This window comes from Lactobacillus kullabergensis (genome assembly GCF_003151025.1).
GTDB classification, from domain to species: domain Bacteria; phylum Bacillota; class Bacilli; order Lactobacillales; family Lactobacillaceae; genus Lactobacillus; species Lactobacillus kullabergensis.
Genome location: NZ_CP029477.1, coordinates 1,435,628 through 1,459,912 on the forward strand (window position 1 = coordinate 1,435,628; position 24,285 = coordinate 1,459,912).

Sequence of the window (24,285 nt, forward strand, 5' to 3'; positions counted from 1 at the left end):
TTACATATCTTCAGCATTTACATTATAATCTACAATTTCAAAATTACCATTATCACGAAGAATTCCCCGAGTAACACTACCGTTATTAGGAAAAACAATATCATGGAGACCATCACTTTGGTTCCAATACTTAATCGCTAAAGTTTTGATAAAATCGCCATGAGAAACTATTAAAATTCTTTTTTCATTTTTAGTCAGCTCATGGAGAACGTTAATCGCCCTTACCATTCGTTCATCCAGCTCTTTTTTGTTCTCTGCCAAATGACGCGGATCAGCCTTTTTTGTAGCCTCACGAAATTCATAAATTCCAACCTGATTGATAATTTTGGTTACATCTGTTTGCGGACCAACTCCAGCTGCCAGTGCAACTTCCTTCCAGGTTTCCTCTATATCATCACCTTCGAAAGAACCAAAAAATACTTCCCGAAATTCTGGCAATTTTTTAATCTTGCCTATTTCTGAAACCTGATTAGCGTCCTTCATTAAGTGAACCGTATCAATTGCACGCTTCAAATCGGAAGAATACATGTTGTCAAAATGAACTTGACTCAGGGCATTTGCAGTTACCTTTAGATCATTAATACCCTTGACTGTCAGCGGAGAATCACACCATCCCTGAACTTTGTTTAACTGGTTAAACATTGTTTCGCCATGACGGACAATATAAATTTCTGTTGCCAATTTGCATTCTCCTTTCATTTAACGTGCTTTAAACTATAACATATATGCCTCATAAAAGAAATACCCAGCTTGAATAAATGCTAGTGCTGCAATAAAGATACGAACATATTTGGCTGGAATTTTACGCAAAATATCCATTCCTAAATAACCGCCAATAAACATCCCAATAGCAAGAGGAATTGCCTGCATCCAGTATATTCGCGAAGTAAAAATAAAAACTATTAGAGCAACAAGATTCGCCAGTCCACAGATGACATTTTTAATTGCATTGACAACTATAAACTTTTCATCAGTAATATAAGTTAATAAAACTAGCACAATTACACCACCGGCGGCTCCAAAATAGCCGGTGTAAACACCCATCCCTAATAATGCAGCAATATAAAAAATTTCCTGCCAAAGTGGTCTTTTATGCGGTTCTAGACTATGATGCTTACCTGAAACAATTACCATAACACCCGAACCAGCAATAAAAATTGGTACAACTTTTTCAAAAACACTCGATGGAAAAGCTAACAATAAACGACATCCAATTAAAGAACCTACAACAGTAAATATGGAGTAAAAGGCCACTTGATGCCAATGTCCCTTAAGCTCCTTTGTTGAAGAAATAGTCGAGCCAATACTAGTCCAAATCAAGGCGGCATCATTTGTGACATTGGCATAAACCGGTGGAATACCAACTGCTAGTAATACCGGATATGAAGCAAGAGAAGCCATTGAAGCCACTGACGACAACAAACCGCTGGCTACGCCCCCTATTAATATAAAAATCAGTGAAAAAATAGATGCCATTCAAATTAACTCCCTTTTAAAAGTTAATTTCTATTATAATGCTCTTGAAAAATAATTTAAGCAGGTATTTTAATTCTGACCCATTGTCTATTTAATAATGAAGTTTGATTTAACAAATTAGTCTCTAAATAATAAATACTGAAACATTATAGTTTTTGCACAAAAAAAGAATTAACTTTAGTCGATAATAAAGCCAATTCTTCTCTAAAATAAATATTTTGTTTTAAATTCATCTCTCAGTTTCTTAAGTTACTTAATATCCTTTCTTACTCAACAGATACGAGTAACAAGTTGGAATCAAAATAACTATAATAGTGACGGATATAATCGACCAATACATTTCCCAATAAGAAGTTAGAAGCAGAACAATGCCGCTGATAAAAAAGATCCATCCGGCAAATCTGTGTGTTTTACGCCAATTTTCCGTATTATTCAAAGTCCATGGTAATTTAATGCCAACGACATGATTGGGACTAACTTTAGGCAGATAATTACCAAAAATAATAAAAAACAGTCCCAAAAAAGCACTAAGTATGAAGGAACCTTTTACTTTATGACCCAGTGCATAGGCATAAAGCGACAGATTTACGATATTAATAATAACAGGAACAAGCCAAAGGGTAATATTAACTATCTTAAAATCAAGATTTTTGGTTTCTTTTTGATTGTGTAATATAAAAAAAACCATTACTTGAAGCATAATTCCCAAAAAAGGCAGACCAATAATAACCCATAATTTATTGCTAAAAGCATTTGGCATATCAGTCATCCCAAAGTGTGTGGCCATTTTTTGCGGCAAACGATTATATAAAAATGCTCCGGTCAAAATTGGAAATAAGATTAGCAGAAGCGAGATTAATTCTGTTTGACGAATACTATTCTTTTTCATCATGATCTCCTTTCAGATCAACCAGCCAACCCATAATTTCTTCTATAATAGAAGTATTTAGCGAATAATAAATAAAGTTTTTTTCGTGTTCCTCTTCAATTAAATCAGCCTTTTTCAGCATATTAAGATGGTATGAAATAGTAGCTTTAGTCATATTAAAATGATTAGCAATATCTCCTGCCGACATTGGTCCATTTTTTAAAAGCTGCAATATTTTGCGGCGCACTGGATCTGACAAGGCCTTAAAACTAGACTCAAAACTCACATTAGTTTCTTTTCCTTTCTATTTAGATAAATATCTAATTAGATATTTGTCTAAATAGTATCACAATTTTCGTAAAACACAATAATTTTTAACATATTAATTACAATTTCTTGAACTATAGTAAAAATAATAAAACAACGTAGGTGGCTTTGTGAGAACTCAGAAAATTATGAGTAAAAACGTGTTCATGAATATTTGTCTTTAATTTGGGTTAGCTAATCGTTATAATGCAGAGGGTTGGTTAATGAAAGGAAAAGTAAACTTGGCAAAATATGAAACTTTAATTTTTATTCTTGAAGGAAGCTTATTAAACGAAAAAGTTGCAGAACAAAATGCACTTAGGCAAACTTTGAAATTAACTGGCAGAGAATATGGTCCAGCTGAGCGCATACAATATAATTCATTACAAGAAAAGATTAAATTACTAGGATTTGATGAGCGCATTAAATTAACTTTGCAGGAATTCTTTAGAAATGACTGGATTTCTGCGAAAGGCACTTTTTATAACCAGTTGCAAAAACAAGATCAGTTAAATAAAGATGTAGTGCCCTTTTTAGATGAGGTGAAAAACAAAGTTAACTTGGTTTTGCTGACAAAAGAGAAAAAAGATGTGGCTTCATACCGCATGCAAAATACAGAACTAATAAATTATTTTTCCGAAGTTTATTTTAAAGATGATTTTGCATGTAAGTTTCCAAATAAGAAGGTTTTGACAACAATCTTGCAGCAGCAAAATCTGACGCCAGCTACTTGTCTTGTAATTGGGACAAACTTAGTCGATGAAATTCAGGGTGCCGAAAATGCTAACCTGGATTCTCTTTGGCTAGCGCCCAAGAAAGTAAAAATGCCAATTAGTCCACGTCCAACTTTACATTTAAATAAATTAAGTGATTTATTATTTTACCTAGAATTAAGCTAGTTTATAATAAAGTATAAGAATTGTGAGGTAAAACAAATGAAAAAAGTAGCTGTGATTTTTGCCGATGGTTGTGAAGAAGTTGAAGGTTTAAGCGTTATTGATGTATTACGACGCTTAGGTATTCAAGCTGATATGGTTGGGCTTACTAGTACAACTGTAAATGGTGCACACAATATCAAACTTACCTGTGATAAAACTGTTGCTGATAGTCTATTGGATTATGACGTAGTAGCTCTTCCAGGTGGAACAACCGGAGCAGAAAATTTACGTGATAATAAAAAACTGGCAGATCTGATGATAAAACGGCATAACGCTGGCAAGTGGGATGCCGCAATGTGTGCTGCCCCAATTGCTCTTGCCCGTTATGGCGTTATAGCTGGCGCTGACTACACATGTTATCCCGGGTTTGAAAAACAAACCAAAAAGGATGCACCAAGTGGTCACTTCAAGGAAGATATTACTGTAACTGATGACGAACATAAAGTCATTACTAGTCGCGGTCCAGCAACTGCTTGGGCGTTTGCATATGCAATTGCAGAAGCGCTGGGAATTGACACTAAGAACCTAAAGGCGGGCATGTTATACAATTACCTAGCCGACAATATTCAAGATAGTTTGTAAATTTTTCTCTGATACGAAAAGGTGAAGTTTTAAACTTCACTTTTTTTATTACGATAGATTATTAACTTATTCATAACTTTAGATAACATCAAAAGTAAAATAATTCCTGAACCACCTATCAAAAATGAGTTGCGTTAGCTTGTCCCGCAAAATTTGAGTTAAAAAATTGACTATAACAATAAAATAAGTAAATTTAACATTAGTCTTAGTCATTTTATTCTTTCGAATATTTATTAAGTGACAGTAATTAACATTAAGATAACAATTTTTTGTAGCAGGAAATTGGCATTAATTTATTTTTTTACTGCTAAACACCTATGAACTAGTACTTCTTATTTACAGAAATATTTTTTTAAGAGGTATTTTAAAAATATGATAAAATTAAATTACCCTTAAAAGGGCAAAACAAATAACGGGAGGTATTAAGCATGTGTACAACTATTGCAATTAAATCTGATAGTGGTGACGTATTTTGGGGACGGACAATGGACTTTACATTTGATCCCTTTAAACCTAGTGCGGATAGCAAAATGACTACTTTTCCTGCAAACTATGAATTAAAGGGTTTGCACCAAAGCTGGACGACCAAATATCCGTTTATGGGTATCAACGTCAATAATTCACTTTTCTTTAATGATGGTATAAATAGTGCAGGTATAGTTGGTGATGCACAATTCTTGGAAGAGGCTTCTTGGGATACAGTAGAAAGTCTTAAAAAGCGCGGATTAAAACCTATAATTGGCGAAGAAGTTGTCGCATATGTTTTAAGTAATTTTGGCAGTATTGCTGAAATAAAAGAAGCTTTTAAGCATCTTGGTCAAGAGAAAACGAATTATCCTGATTGGGAAAATGCAGACACAGGCATCCCTACTCCAATTCCAATGCATTACACTTTCTGTGATCCAAGTGGCAAAAGCGTTATTTTGGAACCAGTTAACAATGGTGCCTTTAAAATATATGATGGTATTGGCGTTATGACCAATAGTCCAGAATATCCTTGGCACCTCGACAATTTGCGGAATTACTTACATTTAACCAATCACAATTTGGGTCATCACCAAATAAGCGATCAGCTAGACATTAAACAAATTGAAAGTGGTTCTGGATTATTAGGTTTACCCGGTGACTATACTGCTCCATCACGTTTTGTTCGTGGAACATTTATTTCTAAATTTTTAGCACCATTCCATTCAGATCAAGGAATTCCTCAACTATATAATGTATTCAAATCGGTCATGATTCCACGGGGATTAGAGCATCTTCACGAAGGTGAGGACAAATGTGATTATTCAGGTTACTGGGCAGGATATGATGTTTCAAGCAGAAGTTTATATATTCAACCAGAGGATTGTCCAACAATGACAAAATTTGTTCTGGATCCTGATACAACAACTAAAATTACCCAGCCTATTCAACATGACTTTAAAGTTTTGGAAACCAAAAGACAAAAAACTTTAGTTTAAAAATTATTACCAGTTGATTTGAGTTATTAGTCTTTTAATTGTTCTATTTGAAACAAAATGCGTTTAAAAGTTTAATACTTTTAAACGCATTTTTATATACAACAACTATTTACCAACTAATAGTGACGGATATTGTGTAAACGATAAATCACCTTTATAATCAAACCAGTCTTTTATTTCCTTTATTGATTTATTGGCAATTTTTTTGTTTTGACCGTGTAGCTTTTTAGCCTCATTTTTAGTTTGAATTAGTGATGGCTTTTTGCCCTCAAACTGTGAATCCATGACTTTTAACTCGGCTTTGATCAGTGGCTGTAAGGCTTTTTTCTTAACATTTATGTTATAAAGATCGCCGTTAAAGAAGTTAACCCAACCTTGATTTTTGCCACTTTGATCAACTATGTGAGCGACCAATTCAACCCTACCGGTACCAAATTCAGTAATCTTAAATTTTATATTTTTATCTGCCATTTTCTTAACCCAGCTTTTGCCAAACGGCTTAGAAGTATGACTAATGAAATCATTAACTTCGTGATAAACAGTAGCATTCCTAGCTAATTTAAATACGTAACCTTCTTTAGAAAACCGTTTAGCAGCCGTAACGGTCATACCTGGGTCGGTTGTAGGACTAACTGCTGTTGGCTTAGCAGTATCAGTACTTTCTGCTTTGGTCACGGTTAAAGTGGTCAATGGTGTAAAAGAAAAAAGGATGGCTGCAGAACATAAAACTGTTCTAAAATACTTGTGTTTCATTTTTTAACCTCAAAAATAAACTATAATAATAATTTGTAACAAAATTGTAACTTTATTACAATTATATGTCAACAATAATTAATTTTTTAACTATAAAAAAATTTTTATCAATAATGAAAAAAATAAGCCTTGAAAGTTAGACAGCTTTCAAGGCTTATTTTGAAATCAATTCTTTAGCAACTATTTTTTTCTACTTCCATTTTAATGTTGTTAGTCAAACGTTTATTCATTTCCAAAACAAAAACAGGAATTAAACTACCAATCAAAACGATCAGCCAGCCCTGAACGGGTAGCAAGGCAAAGTGCAAAAATTGTCGTAAACGAGGTAAGAGTGTCAGTGATAAAACTAGTATCATGCTTAGTAATAGTCCCCAATTAAGCATTTTATTGGATTTAAATGTTTGCACAGTGATTGGTTGAGAATCTTTAATAGCGTAGATATCAATCATAGATCCTAGTGCTAATACTAGAAAGACCAGTGTCATCCCAACTTGTGGATTGTTAGTTGAAAGAATAAATCTGCCATAGGCATAAACGCTCAATGTTAAAATCGTAAAAGTAACCGCACGGATAATCATCCTTTGCATTAATCCACGCCCAAGAATGCTTTCATCATTACCTATCGGATTTTGATCCATTATGTTTGGTTCACCAGGCTCTTTACTGATAAAAAATCCAGGTATTCCATCGGCAAGTACATTAATAATTAACAATTGTTCTGCTAAAAGTGGTGCACCCCAACCTATAATTGTACTAATAACCATTAAGAAAATTTGGGCGAAATTGACACCAATTAAGAATTCAACCGCCTTAATAATATTTTGATAAACCGTTCTGCCCTCAGTCACAGCTTTAATAATTGTAGCAAAATTATCGTCAGTCAAAATCATGTCAGCAGCTTCTTTTGCCACTTCTGTACCTGTCATGCCCATCGCAATTCCAACATCCGCTGCTTTAAGAGCCGGTGCATCGTTTACGCCATCGCCTGTCATTGCAACTGTTTTATCAAGATCTTGCCAAGCTTGAACTATTCTGATTTTGTCACTGGGAGAAACACGAGCAAAAACTCTTATATCTTTAATACAATCTTTCAGTTCAGAATCCGTCATTTTTTGTAATTCTGACCCTGTGATTGCTTTTTGGTTAGAGTCTAAAATTCCTATTTCTCTAGCTATTGCTTTGGCAGTTACAAGATGATCCCCAGTAATCATTACAGTCTTAATGCCAGCTTGTTTTGCTTTAGTAACAGCTCTGGATACTTCAGGACGGGGTGGATCAATTAAACCAATCATACCAGCAAGTTTTAAATTAAAATTATTTTCAATCCAGTTGGTTGGGTCTGCGTTAGCAGCTATTACCTTATACCCAACTGCCAATACTCTTAACGCATTTTTAGCAAAATCATCATGAGCTTTTTGGCCAGATTTAACTGGTTCTTTTTCATCTAAGTGCAGCCTGTCCCAGGCACCTTTAACGATTACTAATTGACGTCCATCAGTTAAGCGATGAACCGTCGTCATCATTTTTTTATTAGAATCAAAGGGATCTTCTGCTATACGAGGTGCTTCATTTTCCAGCTCTTGCCGCGAGCTGCCCTGTTGGTGTAACCAGTTTACAATCGCAACTTCGGTAGCATCGCCAACAACTTCTTCCGAGCCATCTTTTTCCATAATTTTGGCATTGTTAGCTAACCCTAGCATTTTCAATAAATTTTGTCCGCCTTTAGGTAAATCAGTCGCTTTCTTAATACCCGTTTCAGGTGTCCAATATTTAGTAATGGTCATTTTATTTTGAGTTAAAGTGCCAGTTTTGTCAGTAGCAATAACATCCACGTTACCGATAGTCTCCACAGCACCAATGTGTCTAATAATAGCATTACGATCAGCCATTTTTTTGACACCGCGAGATAAACTGATTGTCACAATAATTGGCAAGGTTTCGGGAACAGCCGCAACTGCTAAGGAAAGTCCAATCATTAAGCTGTCTGCTAAAGTCTTATTCTGCATACCCATGCTTAAAACAAAAATTATCAGACCACCTAGACCAGCGAAAGCTGTCATCCATTTTGATAAATGATCCAGTTTGCCCTGCAAAGGAGTTGCTCTTTTTTGAGTTTTATTCAAAAGGTTGGCAATTTTGCCAAGCTCTGTTGCCATTCCGATTGCTGAAACTTGAACCAAGGCTCTACCACCAACAACAGCTGTGCCAGAATAAACGCGTTCATCGTCAGATAAATGGCCTTTGAGACGATAACATGTTTTCGAAACGGGCAAACTTTCACCAGTTAAAATTGCTTCATCAACAGTTAAGTTAGTTTCTTTTAATACTACAGCATCCGCTGGTACCTGATCACCGGTGTTTAAATAGATTAAATCACCTGGCACTAATTCGGATGCAGCTACTGTAATATCATGATTATTTCTTCTACCATTAGCCGTTGGCAAACTCATTGCCTTCAAAGCCGCCAGTGATTTTTCGGCTGAAGCTTCCTGATACAAGCCAATTACAACATTAATTATTAAAATCAGGCTAATTACAATTGTCTTGGTCCAGCCACCGTTTTGAAAAACAGCCAAATACGTCGCTAATACTATCGCCAATAAAAGGACTAAGGACGAAATATCTTTTAGATGATGCCATATTTTTTTATATAGTGGAACAGCTTGTTTTTCAAGCAATTCATTAGGGCCAAATTCACTGCGCTTTTTTTCTATCTCAGCATCAGTTAAACCGGACTCGGGGGTTAATTTGAATAGTAGTTCTGATTTTTGGGACATGCTATCTCCTCCATTATTCGATTAAATTTACAATTAAGCTGTTTGAATAGAAAAGCCATATTTATCGTAATTGAGCCATTTATAAAAAGCTAAACTTGATTCATGCATTAAAGACAATAATTAGTTTATTTTAAAAAAACAGAAAGCCTCTGATATTTATCCGAAGTTTTCTGCTTACATGATTATTAAAAATTAGTTGTTAATTAACAACGTTTTTTAAAAAATTGTCTTTAGTTTAAAAATTTTATTTCTAAACTAAACATCCTCTTCCCCATAAAAGCTTAACATTAGTATACAGGAACTGGCAATTTTTGGCTATTTTTATGCTTATAGTGTTTGCACTATATGTTTTAAATAGCTTCTTTTCTTTTGCAAAGTGTTATTTAAAATTTAGATTTTGCCAAATATCTTTTAAATATGTTTAGAGCACATTTAAATTATAAAAAAGCCAAGAAATCTAGCTTAAATAGCAGGATTTCTTGAATTTTTTGGCTCATAAATTTTAAACCTGTTTTACTCTACTTCTACTTTTACATCGGCTAAGGCTTCTAAACTATCTGCTACCTCACGCCAATTATTCTGGTAAGGTCCATACGCAGTATGAATCAAACTACCAACTGGTAGTGAGGGACACTCATTTTCTGCATTAGTTCCCCAATTTTGCCAGCCTGATTGCGGCCTCTGAACAATTTGAAAAGCATTCGAAGCATGTTCAGTTTGCCAAACCATGGCCTGACCGGTTTGAGTATTAATTTCAGCACTCTTAGTTGCGGGACCAGCAAAGACTGTCTGATCGTTTACTTCACTAACATTAACAGGGTCAGCACTAAATAACCACGGACGATCATTCAACTCAGCTAATACAAAAGCTTTCTGACGCACATCATGCAAATTAGTCTCTATCTCATCTTGAGATAATGCATTTTCCCAAACAGAGAATAAGCGCCAATACAGGTCCCAATGTGCATTAGCCATATTGCTTGTAAGTTGTTTCCTAAAATCTTCAAAACGATCACTCCGTTTTTGACCATCATGAACTAACTCTTGTACCTTATTTGCTAATTGACCAGAATATGGATCTCCTTCTCGATACCATACACCGTCATACGTGGCAAAGCGATCAAATACTAATTGTCCAATTCCACTTTCAAATTCATCACCTACAGTGATTTTGTCGACAATAGATCGTTGATTAACTGTGGTTTGAAAATGATCTACATGGTAAACGCGCGAAAAGAAAGGGACATCATAATAAAAAGACCAGTCCAAAGCAAAACGCTTTCCATGTAATTCTGGTTTTAAACCGTCTGGTATTCTGCCTGATAAACGATACTCTTTCATAACAGGACCATCTTCAACTGGTTCGATATCTACGATTATATGTTCAGCCGGATTGATCAAACCATTATCGGGAGTGAAGAAGGGGCCATAAAAGCCACCCATGGCATTATTTCCTGATGGCAACAAATCTCGTTTTTCATCCAGGGCCATGAAATGTCGTAAGCCCCATTTAGATGAACCTTCACCTTGAGCAGTACCACGACAAAGTTCAAAATCAAACTTACCAGTATTTAAATGTACATAAGCATCATTTTCTTTAGCTGTAGGCATCTCTTTAATACCTTTAACTTTATCCTCCTCAATTTCGTGATCAAAAGATAATTCTTCTTCAGAGCCAGAGAAATTGACAATAGCAACAAAATTATGATCTGGATCATTATGTAGCCTCTGTGCTACACAAGTCTTTCCAGAATTATTTTTAACAACCCAATAATTCCCTGTTATATCATCAGGGACCGAAAATTTAACTGGAACTGGAATTTTAATCTTTTCTTGTGGATTAGTAATCTTAATTTTTACCATTTTCTTACCTCTCAAACCTTAACAAAATTATAGTGCAGTAAAAAATGTGATTAATCCAAAAACAACCCCTGCAGCGTTGCAAGCAGCTAAAGGAATATCACGATCTTTTTTAAACAAGGCATAAATTACCCATAAAAATGTATTAATTGCCGTTGCTAATGGCTGAATAGGACTACCCTTAACACCATGTAAATTGTTAATAATTTGCGGTATATAAGACACATACATTATGATAGCCGTTATAGAAGCAATCCATCCAAGAACTGTCATAGCTTTTTCTAATTTCATAATTTCATCTCCTATTAATCATCTTAGCATCATGTAATCGCTCTCTCCAGTATACATGTACATAGAGGAGACATATTTTTATATTTAATTATTAAAAAAAGCACAATCCACCCGTTTTGTAAATCTTTGTGTAACTTGTATCATTTCCTATATGAAATATATAGATATAAAAAATAGCCCTGAAAGCTATTTGGCGTTTAGGACTCAATTTGCATATAACAGACAACGGGTATAAATTTTATTTAATAGTAATAATTCCTTCAGTTGAATCTGCCAGAAGAAAATTTTTCTTGGAATTATTTTTGATAAAGTTTTCATAAGGCTTTAAACCTTTGTACTTAATTGCTTTACCATCTGCAGTCAATTGATAACTCAAATTAGATGCTTTTTTAATTAGTTTTAATTTAGTTCTTCCTTGAAAGGATTTAGCATAACTTGATAAAAATCTGTTATTCTTCAATCTTCTTAGAAGAAGATAAATAGCGGACTCGGAAATACAAAAAAATCTATTTTAAATTGGTCAGTTATATTACGGCTATAGAGAATATTTTTCTTGATAAAAGTTAAGACTACTCCATCTAGTAGGCGACTTGGAATTGCCATTACTATAATTATTTCGTCCTATCTCCAATATTATATTTTTTAAAATTTGGAGAGCTTAACCGGAAAGCTTTCAGGTCATTACTAAAAGTTTTTATTTAAATTATGTTAATCAAGCTCATCTATTCCACTTTAATATTTTGATCTCGTTAAAAAGGTTTTTAAGAGTAAATTTTTATTGTATTATTAATAAAATTGAAGTTCATTAAGAAAGAAGATGAGCAATCTATGCTAATAAAACCCAAGCAATTACAAGTAGGTGATAAAGTAGCAATTGTTAGTTTATCAGCTGGTACTCTAGGTGAGAGTTTTGCTTCCCATGAACTAAAACAAGGAATCAAGCACATGAAACAACTTGGCTTAAATCCTGTATTTATGCCACATGCTCTTTCAGGTAGCACTTATGTTAAAAGTCATCCAGCCGAACGTGCCGCCGATTTAAAAGCAGCATTTCTAGATCCAGAAATTAAAGGTATTTTTGCCTCTATTGGCGGAGATGACACCTACAGAACTTTGCCCTATTTAATGGCAGATCAAGAATTTAAAAAAACTGTCTGTGATCATCCCAAGTTATTTAGTGGTTTCTCTGATACTACGAATAATCATCTAATGTTTTACAAAATGGGATTGCAAACATTTTATGGTCCAAGCTTTTTAACTGATTTTGCAGAACTGGCTAATGAACTTTTGCCTTATACTAAAAAAACTTTAGTACATTACTTTGAAAATCCACCTGTTACTCTGATTCCTGCAAGTCAAAATTGGTATGAAGAAAGAACTGATTTCTCAATTAAGCAAGTTGGTAAGGAAAGAATAAGTCATAAAGACACCGGTTATGAAGTTTTACGTGGCCATGGAAAAGTTCAAGGTAGACTATGGGGTGGCTGCATTGATAGCCTTTATGATGACTTAGTCCCTGATCGTTATCCAGACGAACCATCAGTTATTAACCAGTATCAGCTTATACTCACACCGGAAGAAGCCAAAGATAAAATACTTTTTATAGAAACATGTGAAGAAAAACCAGCTCCTCAACTTTATCGTCAAGAATTAGCTAAATTAGAAGAAGTTGGTATTTTAGGAAATGTTCGCGCAATTTTAGTAGGCAAACCACAAGATAAAAAGTACTTTGGAGAATATAAACAAATCTTGCTGGAAGAGACTGCTAAATTTAATACACCAATTTTATATAATGTAAATATTGGTCACGCTTATCCAAGGACCGCTCTACCTTATGGTACACTTACACAAATTAACTTTGAAAAACCAGAGATAAAAATTATGGAATCATGGTTTGCTTAGTCTGAAAAATTTTTAAAAAATATTTGCCTTTTTTTAATCATGGTGTATTATATATGTATTACAGTAATACAAGAAAGAAGGAGAATCTATGAGTTTACTTGAAACCCGTGAGGTAACCCGCACCTATGGCATGGGAGCAACCAAATTTGAAGCCTTACGAGGAATTAATTTACAGATTGACAAAGGTGATTCTGTTGCTATCATTGGCAAAAGTGGTTCAGGCAAGTCTACTTTAATGCACATCTTGGCACTCCTCGACCGCCCTACTACTGGTAGCGTATGGCTAAATAATGAGCCCACAAGTAAAATTAAAAACAAAGCATTAAATAAATTGCGCAATCAAACCTTTGGCTTTGTTTTTCAACAATTTTTCTTAAATGCTCAAGATAGTGTTTTAGAAAACGTGATGCTTCCTTTAAAAATAGGTGGAATCACAGGAAAAGAACGCAGATCAAAGGCATTGGCAGCCATCAAAGCAGTTGGCCTTGAAAGTAAAGTTAAAAATAAAGCAAGTGACTTGTCAGGGGGTCAAAAGCAGCGTGTTTGTATTGCGCGGGCCTTAGTCAATGATCCCCAAATCATTTTTGCAGATGAGCCGACAGGAAACTTGGATTCAGCTACTAGCGAAAATATTGAAAATATTTTATTTAAACTACATCAAGAAAAAAATATTACCTTAATAATTGTTACTCACGATCCTGATTTAGCAAAAAAATGTGCGCGTCAGGTTCAGATTAAAGATGGTCAAATAATGGGAGGAACACAGCAATGAGCTTCCATGATATTCTAAATTCTGCGGCTACAAACTTATGGCACAATAAGGGGAGGACATTCCTAACCATAATAGCTGTTTTCATTGGCTCCTTAACTATTGCCTTTACTATGGGTATTAATAATGGTGTTAATGATTATTTGAAAAAGCAGGTCGGCAATGTAGGTAAAACTGAGCAAATGTCTATTTTGCCTGGGAGTTCCAGTCAAGATACGAATGAACCTCAAAAATATAATACCAAGAAGAGCAGTCAAAACGCTGATGGTATGATGGACAAAAGCGACGTTAAAAAAATCAAATCAGTTAAAGGCTTAAAAGATTTTAAAGCGTTAAAGGACTGTGATGTTGACTATGTCCAAGGGCCTAATAAAACTAAATATCTTATAATTGCGCAAATAACCGAAGGGATCAACTACGACTTAAAAGTTGGTCACCAAGTTGCTACTAGCGGAAAAAAATCTCAGATTCTAATCACTAAACCAATGGTTAAATCCTACGGCTTCAAAAATGCTCAAGATGCTCTTGGTAAAAAAGTAACTTTAGTCACAAAATCACCCCTTACTAAGAAAAGAGCAAAAATATCTGCTACGGTTGTTGGAATAAGAAATGATAGTATAGTATCAAAAGGTTTTGCTATCTACAGTAATGGCTTAGGACAAAAAATAGTTTCAGCCAACCAAAAAGGACTTCCGCAAGCATTAAAAGATAAGTATACCAGTGTTATGGCTACCCCTATTAACAAGAGTGCTAGCAGTATTAAAAAAATTGAGGATAATCTAACTAAAAAAGGATATTCGGGTATGACTCTTAAGGAAGCAGTCAATGAACTTTTTCTAACATTCAACGCGGTCACTGGGGTTTTAATCGTTTTTGGAGCTATCGCATTGGTAGCTGCCAGCTTTGGAGTAATCAATACTCTGTACATGTCAGTGAGAGATCGTACAAAAGAAATTGGTCTTATGAAGGCATTAGGGCTCAGCAAGGGTAAAGTATTTTCCATTTTTAGCTGTGAAGCAATCTTAATTGGTTTGCTTGGCTCTTCATTGGGATTACTACTAGCAATGGGTTTAGGCAATGCCTTAAACAATTTTGCTGCTAAATCATTCTTAAAAGGTCTAGATGGCTTTACTTTAATTCAATTCAACTGGTCAAGCAGTTTACTAATTATTGGCATTATCTGTCTAATTACCTTTTTAGCAGGTACGTTACCAGCCAAACGAGCAGCAAAACTAGATCCAATCACTGCTTTAAGATATGAATAAAAATCAAATAATAAAAACGTCAGACTAGAATCTGACGTTTTTCATTCTTCTTTTATTCAAGCAGCCTAACATTTTCACTTAATCAGCATCTATAATGCTGTTAATTTTAGGTGCTACTAGTTTTTCCATCACTTTCATATCCACTGGCCTATATGCAATATCTATACACTCGTCCCAATATTCTAAGTGTTTTTGATCAATATAACTATCCGAATCTTCGACTGCATTTCCTCCTTCTCCTTGCATAGAATACCAATAAAAGTATGTGTAACCATCTGCATACTCCTCTTTAAATACAGTCTCAATATACATTCTTTCTCCCGCCATTGTTGCTACAGTATCTTGATGATGTTCATTTAAAAAGTCCATCCATTCCTGTGCTCTTAATTCTTTACCTTTTTTAATACGAAAACGTGTTAATTCAATTTTTGTCATAATCCTACCTTTGATAATTATTATAATAAATAATGCAATACACTAAGAATAAGTAAGTAGCGCTTACTAAATCGTGAAGCGTTACGAACCTTCTTAAGATCTGGTTTAACTATATTTCAAAAGACTTTAATATCAGGTGTCTTCTTGCTTTTCTGAAACTAGTGCTTCAATAAGTTTCAACTAACTTCATCTAAATGGTATGAGTTTCACTTCTAAAATATATGAATTGAGCTGATAAATACTAAAAATTCACACTACTCAATAACTTACTTTGGTAAACTTTTGTAGAATACTCCCAGTTAATTATTTCAATAGAACATAAATTAGAAAGGCACTTTTATACTCAGCTAGTGTCTTTCTAATATTCAAAAGTTAAGAACAAAAAGCATATTTTCAACAATCAATAGATTTACGCTTACTTATTTTGCTTTCTTTCCCTTACGTTCTATTAAATCAGCAATTAAGGCGGGGATAATTGCAATAAAAGCAGTCCCTCTTTCTCCCCAGATCAGTATCCCGACTGCGAGTACAATTGAAACTATTGCTAAAGCAACAGCTATTTGATGATATGATTTTTTACTCATAATAGTTCAAACTCCTAACTACTCAAATGTATTGGAATATACTTTTGTTGAAATTATCATTGAAACGATTGATATTACTGCTATTAAGAAACAGCTTGTGATTACTAGCAGGAAAGAATTAGTATTACCAATCCAAGCGATGAACGATAGACCCCAAGTCGTTTTCTGCAAAATATAACCCCCTCCCATAATAAGGACTAAAACCAGTATATTCACAATTGTGCTTCCAAACGTGCCTGAAGCGTAAACTGCTGGGAGTAAGAGTACTACATACATGATACCAATCAATAAGTCAACTATCGATATCATTATATGAATTTGCAGGCTAAATTGTTGGAAAATTAGAGCAGTGGCAATGCTTAAAATTAAAGTTATAAAGTAATAAATACAATTAAAGAAATACAAAAAATATATCTGGCTAAAACTATATTTCTTTTGGGAATAGGAAAAACACCTACAAATCTGTTCCATCCACTTACTTGGTCAGCAACCAATAGATCAGTGGGGATTGATGCTAAACCAATCGGTCCCATTATTGAGAGAAAAATCGTTCCAGACTCTCTACCAAAAATTGTCACCAAAAGTAGTACTAATATGATTAGCAATCTACTTTTTACACTTACCTTATTTAGTATAAGTTGAAAATCCTTATAAAGAAGTCCTCTCATCTATCTTTACTCCTTTTACTAAAAATAGGAATATTTCCTCTAATGAAGCATAATCTATATAATCAACACTTTCTTGTGATACATCAACTAGATATTGAGCCATGTTATCTTGGTATAGTTTATATTTGATGTTCTTCAATGGAAGGTGAGTTATTTCTGTTTTAATTGCATAATGATTAAGCAACTCACCTTGACTACCCTTTAATAAAATATTGCCATTTTCCATAAAAATAAAATAGTTAGCAACTTGTTCTAAATCACTTAAGATATGTGAAGACAATAATACCGTCATTTGATTATTATTTACATATTCTTTTAACATAGATAAGATTTCTTTCCTTACAATGGGGTCAAGCCCACTGGTTGCTTCATCAGCAATTTAGAGTCTAGGATGATGAGAAAGAGTGGCAGCAAAATTTAATTTAACAAGCATTCCTCTTGAAAAATTACTAATAGGCTTATTGGTAGGTAAATCAAACTCATCAATTAAATTGTGATAGAGTTTTTTATCCCACCTGGGATAAATTTTTTCTAGCATTTTCTCAATTTGTTTAACAGAAAAAGAGTTTGGAAAATAATTTTGCTCCAAAATTACACCTAAGTTAAGTTTTATCTGGTATTCATCTTTAGCATAATCCAAACCAAAAATTTTTACACTGCTTGTTTCACTTTTTATTTGATTTGATAGCAAATTCAAAAAAGTTGACTTACCTGACCCATTTTCACCAATTAAACCAACAATACTACCTTCATTTATTTTTAAATTGTTAATTTGTAGTTGAAAATCTGCGTACCGCTTACTTAAATTTAGCACATCTATTACTGGTTTTGTGTCCATTTTTATACCTCACTATGATTGCAACATCATATATACAACCATTAAACTACTTCAAATTAGGATTATCAAAGTCAGTAGTGCATATTGATTTTTAAAGTAATGGTGTGAATTTTGCAAGAAAATTATAAAAAAAACACCTCATGGTATAAACCATGAAGTGCTTTCAAACGCTGATATAATCGTACTGATTAACGTTTACTAAATTGTGAAGCTTTACGAGCTTTCTTAAGACCTGGTTTCTTACGTTCAACCATTCTTGGATCACGAGTCAAGAATCCCGCTTTCTTTAAAGGACCACGAAAATCAGGGTCAACTTCTAGAAGAGCGCGTGCAATTCCTAAACGAATAGCTCCGGCTTGCCCAGAGAAACCACCACCATTTACGTTAACCTTAACGTCGTATTGATTTTCAGTTTCAGTCAAAGTCAATGGTTGTTTCAAATCCTTAACTAAGTTAGGAAATGGAATGTATTGATCAATATCTTTGTTATTAGCAGTAATCTTGCCGCTACCTGGTACTAAACGAACACGCGCAACAGAATTCTTGCGCCGACCGGTACCTGCATATGCAACTTGTTGTGCCATTATTTAACCTCCTAGATTAATTTGTTAATGTCTAATTCTTCAGGCTTTTGTGCTTCATGCTTGTGATCAGCACCAGCATAAACATGCATCTTCATAAACTCTTGATGACCGAGAGTATTTTTAGGAAGCATACCCTTAACTGACAATTCAACTAATCTAACTGGATTATTAGCCAGCAAGTCTCCAGCTGGAGTGGCTTTAATACCACCACGGTAATCAGAGTGATGGTAATAAATCTTGTCAGTAGCTTTCTTACCCGTTAACTTTAGTTTAGCGGCATTAATAATAATGACGTTATCACCAGTGTCAACGTTTGGTGTATATTGAGGCTTGTTCTTACCTCTTAAAATAGTTGCTACTGCAGTTGACAGACGACCTAAAGATACATCTGTTGCGTCAATAACATACCACTTACGTTCAATTTCATTAGGTTTCGCTAATTGTGTAGTACGCAATTTAATTTCCTCCGTTTATACGTTGTTTGAAAACAATAAGATTCCGGGGCCTATCGTGGACAAACATACTTAAATATAATAAGTCTTTTTAATTAAAAAGTCAATATTAATCCCTATCAAGCCTGTACTTTTCCGGTATATTTTCATAAAAAACATGATACAAAAATAGTCCACTTGCTGGAGCAGTTTCTCTCACCTGTTCTCGATCCTTAGCAGATATTACCCGGGGAATATCATTTACAGGACGTTTACCTCTGCCAATCTCTAATAACATAGCTACTAAAATACGAACCATGTTATAAAGAAATCCTGAACAAATAAAATCAAAGATAATTTCATTATTTCTTTGATCTTTTTGTATATTTACGTAATACATCGTACGCACTTTGTTTTTTATTTGGCCACCACTAGCAGCAAAACTAGTGAAATCATGAGTACCCAGCAAATCAGCAGCTGCTTTTTTCATTTTTTCTATATCAACTGGATAAGGATAGTGTCCTGTATAGAAACGTTTAAAAGGGTCAACAAACCTATCCAGACTAACACAGTACCGGTACCACTTACCTTTTGCACTATATCTAACATGAAATTTTTCATCGACTACTGCGCAATTTTTAAATATAATATCTAGTGGCATCATTGAATTCAATGCACAAATCATTCTTTCAGGTGGAATTTGTTTACCTGGATAATCAAAATGAATTACTTGACCTAGTGCATGAACACCAGCATCTGTACGGCCTGAACCTTCGACAATCACGGTTTTGCCTTTTGTCATTTTATATAATGCTGTTTCAATTGTACCTTGCACAGTTCTTTGGTGTGGCTGATATTGAAATCCGTGAAATAGATGGCCGTCATAAGCGACTGTCATTTTATATCTTGTTGTCATCAATGTGTCCTAAATACTAATAGAAGTCCTAATAATAAAACAAAATAAAACAAATTTATAAAGTCTACATTAGACCATTTTAATACTCTAAATTTTGTTCTTCCCTTATCACCGCGATATCCGCGAGACTCCATCGCAGTTGATAAATCAATTGCTGTTTCCAAAGAATTAATAAACAGTGGCACTAAAAGTGGTGTGATTGCCTTTGCTCTAGTAACTAATCCGCCGTTATTAAAATCTGCACCACGTGAGCGCTGAGCATTCATTATTTTAAAAGTTTCATCAAATAGAGTGGGCACAAAGCGAAGTGCTATTGACATTACAAGTGCTATCTTATCTACTGGAATACGAATCAATTTAAGCGGTTTTAATAGCCATTCGATCGCATCAGCAATTTCAAGCGGCTTAGTTGTAACCGTCATTACTGTAGAGATTAAAATAATTACAGTGAAACGAATAAATATAAAAATTGCGTTAGTGATCCCATAACTTGACAAGGCAAAGATCGTCCAACGCCAGTATACAGTTCCTCCTACAGTAAAAAATAATTGTAAAAAAGAGGTAAACAAAATCAACCAAATTAATGGCTTTACTCCATCCCAGAAGATTTTGGGCTTTAGCTTTGTAGCAGCAACTGCGGCTAAACTAAAAATAGTCACTATAATATATGAAATTGGATTATTAGCCAAAAAGACAAACAAAATAAAGAGAATAGTTGCGAGTAATTTCCCTCGAGGGTCCATTCTATAGACTATCGAATCACCAGCTACATAACGACCAATTAAGATTTTACTCACGCAATCACCCCTTCAAATTATCTTCTATTTCTTTTACTAAACTATTTATATTTAATGGCATTTTTGTAAATTTATAATTAGTTAATTTAGCTGCAAACAAAGAAGCTTTAGGTTCTTCAAGGTGATGCTCTTGCAACCACTTACGATTTTTAAAAATTTCTGTAGGTGTGTCTTGCTTAATAAGTTTACCTTGTTCCATAACTAAAACATTGTCAGCATATTTAGCCACATCATCCATATTATGGGTAACTAAAATTACCGTATGCCCGTCTTTTTGGTAATCAGAAAAAAGTGCCATCATTTGTTTACGCGCTTCTGGATCAAGACCAGCTGCTGGCTCATCCAAACAAAGAATATCTGGTTCATATGCCATTACTCCAGCTATTGCCACTCTCCTCATTTGTCCACCAGAAAGTTCAAATGGTGACCTTTTGCCAATTTCTTCAGATAAGCCAACTTTTTTTAGCCAATATCTTGCACTTTCAAGAGCTTTTTCATTGTCATAACCAAAATTTTTAGGACCAAAGGCAATGTCATCTAAAACTGTATTTTCAAACAATTGCGTTTCAGGAAACTGAAAAACCAAACTTACATGTCTTCTTAAATCTTTTAAATTTTTATTTGTAGTTTCTGGTGTTATAGTTGTGCCAGCTATTTCTATTTTTCCTGTTGCAGGTTTAATAAGAGCATTAAAATGCTGCATAAGAGTCGATTTTCCACTCCCAGTATGTCCAATTATTGCATTAAAAGAACCATCTTTTAACTCAAATGAAACATTATCTAAACCCTTTTTTGCCATTGGAGTTTCGGGAGAATAAATGTAGCTTACATTTTTGAATTTAATTGACATAGATAATTAATCAACTCTTTTTCTGAATCTAAGTTATCAGGTAATTTTATTGCATCTTGCTGCAATTTTTCTTTAATTTGCTCAAAGAAGGGCACATCTAACCCTATACTTTTAAGAAGACTAACCTGACTAAAAACTGTTTTAGTACTTCCTTGTGTAATTAATTTACCATCATTCATTACTAAAACTTGATCAGCCATATTAGCTTCATCAATATCATGAGTAATAGAAATTACAGTCAAGTCATACTTATCCTTCATATCTTGAACAATTGATAATATTTGATTTCTTCCTTCAGGATCAAGCATTGAAGTAGCTTCGTCTAACACAATTATTTTGGGTTTAATAGCTAATATACCAGCAATAGCCACTCTTTGCTTTTGACCACCGGATAAATTTGCAGGCTCAGAGTTGGCATATTCACTCATTCCGACGGCTTTAATTGCTTCCGGAACTATTTTAACCATTTCTGAATGAGGAATGCCACGATTTTCTAAACCAAATGCAACATCATCAGCCACCGTTGCTCCCACGAACTGATTATCAGGATTTTGAAAGACAATGCCTACTCTATTGCGAACTTCCCAAACTGTATCGTCCGTTAGTTTTATTCCATCTACTTCGATTAAAGGGCTTCCGCTTTCATCAGGTACCAGCAAGCCATTAATTAGGCGGATAATTGTTGATTTACCACTACCATTATGACCAATAATTGAAGTCCATGAACCCCGTTTCACGTTGAAACTAATGTTATCTATAGCGGGAGCGTCTGACTCTGGATAGAAAAAACTTACATTTTTTATTTTAATAATATTATCGTTTGCCATACTCTCACCGTCCTAAAAGTCTGATTCAATTGTACCAAAAATATCAACAATTCTGAATACTGATTGGCACCTTTGCACATCAAAATTATCAGTTTCACTATTTAATATGCTTTAACCCGTTCTGAATTCAATTTTAAAAATATCTTCCTGTTTTGTGCTTAAACAAAATTAAAAGAGCAAAAAAAATCACCCATGAGGAGGGATAATATAATTATCTAAGCTAGACTAAACTTTCGTCATCATCTTAACGCTTATTCTCACTCTCACGGATAATTCTTAATAGCTATTAAGTTTGGATTATTTGAATTAAACTAATTCTAAAATAACCATTGGAGCTGCATCACCCTTACGAGCTGTAGCAAGCTTCATAATTCTGGTGTATCCACCATTTCTATCTTTGTAACGCGGTGCAATATCGCTAAAAAGCTTTTGCAAAGCTGATTTAACAACAACTGCATCTTTTTCTTCATGAATATCTGCAACCTCATCACGAACAAAGGCAGCTGCTCTTCTTCTTGCAGCCAAATCTCCACGTTTGCCTAAAGTAATCATCTTTTCGGCGGTTTTGCGAACTTCTTTAGCACGAGCTTCAGTAGTAGTAATGCGTTCCTTCATGATTAATTGAGTAGTCATTTCTCTCAGCATTGCTTTTCTATGTGCACTGTCGCGACCCAATTTACGGTATGCCATCAGTTTACCTCCTTTATTTTTTAAATTAATCTTCTTGACGCAATGATAGTCCCAAGTCAGCTAATTTATTTTTAACTTCTTCCAACGATTTACGTCCTAAGTTACGTACACGCATCATATCTGCTTCTGTTTTGTCAGTTAGTTCTTGCAGTGTATTAATACCGGCACGTTTAAGACAATTGTATGAACGAACAGAAAGATCAAGCTCTTCAATTGTCATTTCAAGCTTCTTTTCAGCTGTATCGTCCTCTTTTTCAACCATTACATCATTGAATTTAGTATTTGCATCAGCAGTTTCAAACACTTTAAAGTGTGCAACTAATATTTTTGCTGCGAAACTGAGGGCATCGTTAGGCTTGATTGAACCATCTGTCCAAATCTCTAAAGTGAGCCTGTCAAAATCGTCTCTTTTACCAACACGAGTTGATTCAACCTGGTAATTGACCTTCTTTATTGGAGAAAATAAGGAATCAACAGGAATAACACCAATTGGCATATCCTCGCTCTTGTTGTCACTTGCTGCAACATAGCCGCGACCATTTTTAACAGCAATTTGCATATGCAAGTGGCCACCATCAGCAATAGTACAAATATATTGATCAGGATTCAGAATTTGAATATCTGCGTCAGCTTTAAGATCATCGGCGGTTACAGTAGCCGGACCCTCTACGTCAATTTCAATAATCTTTTGTTCATCTGAAAAAGACTTTAATTCAAGTTTCTTAAGGTTCAGGATTATCTTAGCGACATCTTCTCTTACGCCCGGAACGGTTGAGAATTCGTGTAAGACATCATCTATTTGAACGTAAACAAGTCCTGTACCTGGGATAGATGTCAGTAAAACTCTACGTAATGAGTTACCTAAAGTAGTACCAAAGCCTCGTTCAAGTGGTTCAATAACAAATTTACCATAAGACTTTTCTTGGTCCACAACGGTAATATTTGGTTTTTCAAATTCAATCATTACTAGGCCCCTTTCAAAACGCAATGTCCTTCAATAAGAACAAAATTAAACACGACGACGTTTTGGTGGTCTAGAACCATTGTGAGGAACTGGAGTAACATCGCGAATAGCGGTGATTTCAAGTCCAGTCGCTTGTAGCGATCTAATAGCAGATTCACGGCCAGCACCAGGACCTTTAACAGAAACTTCTACATGTTTCATGCCTTGATCCATTGCACTCTTGGCTGCTGCTTCGGCTGCCATTTGTGCTGCAAATGGTGTAGACTTACGACTACCTTTAAAGCCTAATGCACCAGCTGAAGACCAAGCAATTGCATTGCCTTGAACGTCAGTAATCATGACTAAAGTATTGTTAAACGTAGAATGAATATGAGCAACGCCTTTTTCAACGTGCTTCTTCACACGGCGTTTACGTGCTGTTTTAGGCATCAATAAACCTCCTTAAAAATTT

29 protein-coding genes are annotated in these 24,285 nt (G+C 34.6%); 6 read left to right on the forward strand and 23 right to left on the reverse strand.

Translation table 11 applies throughout. The annotated features are described in order from the left end of the window. The 4 genes from DKL58_RS06850 to DKL58_RS06865 all read right to left on the reverse strand — a co-directional run bounded on the left by DKL58_RS06850 (position 1) and on the right by DKL58_RS06865 (position 2,630). A complete protein-coding gene (locus DKL58_RS06850) occupies positions 1-681 on the reverse strand; it encodes a histidine phosphatase family protein (protein ID WP_109586576.1) in 681 nt (226 codons plus the stop codon). Between the two features lie 33 nt (positions 682-714). After that, entirely contained in the window at positions 715-1,476 is a 762-nt protein-coding gene (locus DKL58_RS06855) for a sulfite exporter TauE/SafE family protein (RefSeq protein WP_109586577.1), read from the reverse strand. 253 nt (positions 1,477-1,729) lie between these two features. Further along, positions 1,730-2,365: an SdpI family protein gene (locus DKL58_RS06860; protein WP_162542342.1), complete on the reverse strand. Its 636-nt coding sequence runs from the start codon at positions 2,363-2,365 to the stop codon at positions 1,730-1,732. Continuing rightward, the gene (locus tag DKL58_RS06865; protein ID WP_034980372.1) at positions 2,352-2,630 is read right to left on the reverse strand and encodes an autorepressor SdpR family transcription factor; all 279 of its coding nucleotides are present in this window, start codon (positions 2,628-2,630) and stop codon (positions 2,352-2,354) included. Before DKL58_RS06865 ends, DKL58_RS06860 begins: the two co-directional genes overlap by 14 nt. Before the next feature lie 262 nt (positions 2,631-2,892). Here DKL58_RS06865 and DKL58_RS06870 point away from each other — a divergent pair, with 262 nt between their 5' ends. The 3 genes from DKL58_RS06870 to DKL58_RS06880 all read left to right on the forward strand — a co-directional run bounded on the left by DKL58_RS06870 (position 2,893) and on the right by DKL58_RS06880 (position 5,633). Next, on the forward strand, positions 2,893-3,549 hold the full coding sequence (locus DKL58_RS06870; RefSeq protein ID WP_109587021.1) for an HAD family hydrolase: 657 nt from the start codon (positions 2,893-2,895) through the stop codon (positions 3,547-3,549). Positions 3,550-3,585: 36 nt separating this feature from the next. Further along, complete coding sequence (locus DKL58_RS06875; protein ID WP_109586579.1) at positions 3,586-4,170, forward strand: DJ-1 family glyoxalase III; 585 nt, start codon at positions 3,586-3,588, stop codon at positions 4,168-4,170. Positions 4,171-4,598: 428 nt separating this feature from the next. Continuing rightward, the gene (locus tag DKL58_RS06880; protein ID WP_109586580.1) at positions 4,599-5,633 is read left to right on the forward strand and encodes a linear amide C-N hydrolase; all 1,035 of its coding nucleotides are present in this window, start codon (positions 4,599-4,601) and stop codon (positions 5,631-5,633) included. A gap of 105 nt (positions 5,634-5,738) precedes the next feature. On the opposite strand, the gene DKL58_RS06885 is transcribed toward DKL58_RS06880, so the two are convergent. The 5 genes from DKL58_RS06885 to DKL58_RS09530 form a co-directional block, all read right to left on the reverse strand. Then, positions 5,739-6,386, reverse strand: a complete 648-nt coding sequence (locus DKL58_RS06885; protein WP_109586581.1) for a hypothetical protein — start codon at positions 6,384-6,386, stop codon at positions 5,739-5,741. Positions 6,387-6,559: 173 nt separating this feature from the next. Beyond that, positions 6,560-9,163 carry a cation-translocating P-type ATPase gene (locus tag DKL58_RS06890; RefSeq protein WP_109586582.1) on the reverse strand — a complete coding sequence of 868 codons (2,604 nt, stop codon included), beginning with the start codon at positions 9,161-9,163 and terminating at the stop codon, positions 6,560-6,562. Between the two features lie 513 nt (positions 9,164-9,676). Beyond that, positions 9,677-11,026 carry a hypothetical protein gene (locus DKL58_RS06895; protein ID WP_109586583.1) on the reverse strand — a complete coding sequence of 450 codons (1,350 nt, stop codon included), beginning with the start codon at positions 11,024-11,026 and terminating at the stop codon, positions 9,677-9,679. A 27-nt stretch (positions 11,027-11,053) separates the two neighbouring features. Then, positions 11,054-11,314 carry a SemiSWEET family transporter gene (locus tag DKL58_RS06900; protein WP_034980382.1) on the reverse strand — a complete coding sequence of 87 codons (261 nt, stop codon included), beginning with the start codon at positions 11,312-11,314 and terminating at the stop codon, positions 11,054-11,056. Between the two features lie 238 nt (positions 11,315-11,552). Further along, entirely contained in the window at positions 11,553-11,690 is a 138-nt protein-coding gene (locus tag DKL58_RS09530) for a hypothetical protein (protein WP_162542343.1), read from the reverse strand. A 452-nt stretch (positions 11,691-12,142) separates the two neighbouring features. Between DKL58_RS09530 and DKL58_RS06910 the strand changes: the two genes are divergently transcribed. The 3 genes from DKL58_RS06910 (at position 12,143) to DKL58_RS06920 (ending at position 15,250) form a co-directional block, all read left to right on the forward strand. After that, positions 12,143-13,216, forward strand: a complete 1,074-nt coding sequence (locus tag DKL58_RS06910) for a S66 family peptidase (protein ID WP_109586585.1) — start codon at positions 12,143-12,145, stop codon at positions 13,214-13,216. A gap of 88 nt (positions 13,217-13,304) precedes the next feature. Then, positions 13,305-13,988, forward strand: a complete 684-nt coding sequence (locus DKL58_RS06915; protein ID WP_109586586.1) for an ABC transporter ATP-binding protein — start codon at positions 13,305-13,307, stop codon at positions 13,986-13,988. Continuing rightward, entirely contained in the window at positions 13,985-15,250 is a 1,266-nt protein-coding gene (locus DKL58_RS06920) for an ABC transporter permease (protein WP_109586587.1), read from the forward strand. Before DKL58_RS06915 ends, DKL58_RS06920 begins: the two co-directional genes overlap by 4 nt. A 78-nt stretch (positions 15,251-15,328) precedes the next feature. On the opposite strand, the gene DKL58_RS06925 is transcribed toward DKL58_RS06920, so the two are convergent. The 14 genes from DKL58_RS06925 to rpsK all read right to left on the reverse strand — a co-directional run bounded on the left by DKL58_RS06925 (position 15,329) and on the right by rpsK (position 24,263). Beyond that, positions 15,329-15,685 (reverse strand): DUF6176 family protein, encoded by a 357-nt coding sequence (locus tag DKL58_RS06925; RefSeq protein WP_109586588.1) that lies wholly within the window; start codon positions 15,683-15,685, stop codon positions 15,329-15,331. A gap of 419 nt (positions 15,686-16,104) precedes the next feature. Further along, entirely contained in the window at positions 16,105-16,269 is a 165-nt protein-coding gene (locus tag DKL58_RS09535; protein ID WP_162542344.1) for a hypothetical protein, read from the reverse strand. 371 nt (positions 16,270-16,640) lie between these two features. Next, complete coding sequence (locus DKL58_RS09620; RefSeq protein WP_239386362.1) at positions 16,641-16,937, reverse strand: ABC-2 transporter permease; 297 nt, start codon at positions 16,935-16,937, stop codon at positions 16,641-16,643. Next, positions 16,918-17,259 carry an ATP-binding cassette domain-containing protein gene (locus DKL58_RS09625; RefSeq protein WP_239386364.1) on the reverse strand — a complete coding sequence of 114 codons (342 nt, stop codon included), beginning with the start codon at positions 17,257-17,259 and terminating at the stop codon, positions 16,918-16,920. Before DKL58_RS09625 ends, DKL58_RS09620 begins: the two co-directional genes overlap by 20 nt. Positions 17,260-17,316: 57 nt before the next feature. Beyond that, complete coding sequence (locus DKL58_RS09630; RefSeq protein ID WP_239386366.1) at positions 17,317-17,775, reverse strand: ATP-binding cassette domain-containing protein; 459 nt, start codon at positions 17,773-17,775, stop codon at positions 17,317-17,319. A gap of 188 nt (positions 17,776-17,963) precedes the next feature. Next, the gene (gene rpsI / locus DKL58_RS06940; RefSeq protein ID WP_034980394.1) at positions 17,964-18,359 is read right to left on the reverse strand and encodes a 30S ribosomal protein S9; all 396 of its coding nucleotides are present in this window, start codon (positions 18,357-18,359) and stop codon (positions 17,964-17,966) included. Between the two features lie 11 nt (positions 18,360-18,370). After that, on the reverse strand, positions 18,371-18,814 hold the full coding sequence (gene rplM, locus DKL58_RS06945; protein WP_045928442.1) for a 50S ribosomal protein L13: 444 nt from the start codon (positions 18,812-18,814) through the stop codon (positions 18,371-18,373). A gap of 106 nt (positions 18,815-18,920) precedes the next feature. Beyond that, positions 18,921-19,706, reverse strand: a complete 786-nt coding sequence (gene truA / locus DKL58_RS06950; RefSeq protein WP_109586589.1) for a tRNA pseudouridine(38-40) synthase TruA — start codon at positions 19,704-19,706, stop codon at positions 18,921-18,923. After that, positions 19,706-20,503: an energy-coupling factor transporter transmembrane component T family protein gene (locus DKL58_RS06955; protein WP_045928444.1), complete on the reverse strand. Its 798-nt coding sequence runs from the start codon at positions 20,501-20,503 to the stop codon at positions 19,706-19,708. Before DKL58_RS06955 ends, truA begins: the two co-directional genes overlap by 1 nt. 4 nt (positions 20,504-20,507) lie before the next feature. Next, entirely contained in the window at positions 20,508-21,353 is an 846-nt protein-coding gene (locus tag DKL58_RS06960) for an energy-coupling factor transporter ATPase (protein ID WP_109586590.1), read from the reverse strand. Next, complete coding sequence (locus tag DKL58_RS06965; protein WP_045928446.1) at positions 21,329-22,180, reverse strand: energy-coupling factor ABC transporter ATP-binding protein; 852 nt, start codon at positions 22,178-22,180, stop codon at positions 21,329-21,331. Before DKL58_RS06965 ends, DKL58_RS06960 begins: the two co-directional genes overlap by 25 nt. Positions 22,181-22,486: 306 nt before the next feature. Further along, a complete protein-coding gene (rplQ, locus tag DKL58_RS06970; protein WP_034980401.1) occupies positions 22,487-22,870 on the reverse strand; it encodes a 50S ribosomal protein L17 in 384 nt (127 codons plus the stop codon). A gap of 25 nt (positions 22,871-22,895) precedes the next feature. Beyond that, positions 22,896-23,834: a DNA-directed RNA polymerase subunit alpha gene (locus tag DKL58_RS06975; RefSeq protein ID WP_109586591.1), complete on the reverse strand. Its 939-nt coding sequence runs from the start codon at positions 23,832-23,834 to the stop codon at positions 22,896-22,898. Between the two features lie 45 nt (positions 23,835-23,879). Continuing rightward, positions 23,880-24,263, reverse strand: coding sequence for a 30S ribosomal protein S11 (gene rpsK / locus DKL58_RS06980; RefSeq protein ID WP_034980403.1), 384 nt, complete (start codon positions 24,261-24,263; stop codon positions 23,880-23,882). Between the last annotated feature and the right edge of the window lie 22 nt (positions 24,264-24,285).

What these genes read in the sequence shown, in the direction of transcription:
- DKL58_RS06880 (WP_109586580.1), top strand. Translation starts at nt 4,599, where the DNA reads ATGTGTACAACTATTGCAATTAAATCTGATAGTGGTGACGTATTTTGG.
- DKL58_RS06910 (WP_109586585.1), top strand. Translation starts at nt 12,143, where the DNA reads ATGCTAATAAAACCCAAGCAATTACAAGTAGGTGATAAAGTAGCAATT.
- DKL58_RS06885 (WP_109586581.1), bottom strand. Translation starts at nt 6,386, where the DNA reads ATGAAACACAAGTATTTTAGAACAGTTTTATGTTCTGCAGCCATCCTT.
- DKL58_RS06975 (WP_109586591.1), bottom strand. Translation starts at nt 23,834, where the DNA reads ATGATTGAATTTGAAAAACCAAATATTACCGTTGTGGACCAAGAAAAG.
- DKL58_RS09535 (WP_162542344.1), bottom strand. Translation starts at nt 16,269, where the DNA reads ATGAGTAAAAAATCATATCATCAAATAGCTGTTGCTTTAGCAATAGTT.
- DKL58_RS06895 (WP_109586583.1), bottom strand. Translation starts at nt 11,026, where the DNA reads ATGGTAAAAATTAAGATTACTAATCCACAAGAAAAGATTAAAATTCCA.
- DKL58_RS09625 (WP_239386364.1), bottom strand. Translation starts at nt 17,259, where the DNA reads ATGTTAAAAGAATATGTAAATAATAATCAAATGACGGTATTATTGTCT.
- DKL58_RS06915 (WP_109586586.1), top strand. Translation starts at nt 13,305, where the DNA reads ATGAGTTTACTTGAAACCCGTGAGGTAACCCGCACCTATGGCATGGGA.
- rplQ (WP_034980401.1), bottom strand. Translation starts at nt 22,870, where the DNA reads ATGGCATACCGTAAATTGGGTCGCGACAGTGCACATAGAAAAGCAATG.
- DKL58_RS09620 (WP_239386362.1), bottom strand. Translation starts at nt 16,937, where the DNA reads ATGAGAGGACTTCTTTATAAGGATTTTCAACTTATACTAAATAAGGTA.
- DKL58_RS09630 (WP_239386366.1), bottom strand. Translation starts at nt 17,775, where the DNA reads ATGGACACAAAACCAGTAATAGATGTGCTAAATTTAAGTAAGCGGTAC.
- DKL58_RS06860 (WP_162542342.1), bottom strand. Translation starts at nt 2,365, where the DNA reads ATGAAAAAGAATAGTATTCGTCAAACAGAATTAATCTCGCTTCTGCTA.
- rpsI (WP_034980394.1), bottom strand. Translation starts at nt 18,359, where the DNA reads ATGGCACAACAAGTTGCATATGCAGGTACCGGTCGGCGCAAGAATTCT.
- DKL58_RS06900 (WP_034980382.1), bottom strand. Translation starts at nt 11,314, where the DNA reads ATGAAATTAGAAAAAGCTATGACAGTTCTTGGATGGATTGCTTCTATA.
- DKL58_RS06965 (WP_045928446.1), bottom strand. Translation starts at nt 22,180, where the DNA reads ATGGCAAACGATAATATTATTAAAATAAAAAATGTAAGTTTTTTCTAT.
- DKL58_RS06890 (WP_109586582.1), bottom strand. Translation starts at nt 9,163, where the DNA reads ATGTCCCAAAAATCAGAACTACTATTCAAATTAACCCCCGAGTCCGGT.
- truA (WP_109586589.1), bottom strand. Translation starts at nt 19,706, where the DNA reads ATGACAACAAGATATAAAATGACAGTCGCTTATGACGGCCATCTATTT.
- DKL58_RS06855 (WP_109586577.1), bottom strand. Translation starts at nt 1,476, where the DNA reads ATGGCATCTATTTTTTCACTGATTTTTATATTAATAGGGGGCGTAGCC.
- DKL58_RS06875 (WP_109586579.1), top strand. Translation starts at nt 3,586, where the DNA reads ATGAAAAAAGTAGCTGTGATTTTTGCCGATGGTTGTGAAGAAGTTGAA.
- DKL58_RS06920 (WP_109586587.1), top strand. Translation starts at nt 13,985, where the DNA reads ATGAGCTTCCATGATATTCTAAATTCTGCGGCTACAAACTTATGGCAC.
- DKL58_RS06925 (WP_109586588.1), bottom strand. Translation starts at nt 15,685, where the DNA reads ATGACAAAAATTGAATTAACACGTTTTCGTATTAAAAAAGGTAAAGAA.
- rpsK (WP_034980403.1), bottom strand. Translation starts at nt 24,263, where the DNA reads ATGCCTAAAACAGCACGTAAACGCCGTGTGAAGAAGCACGTTGAAAAA.
- DKL58_RS06960 (WP_109586590.1), bottom strand. Translation starts at nt 21,353, where the DNA reads ATGTCAATTAAATTCAAAAATGTAAGCTACATTTATTCTCCCGAAACT.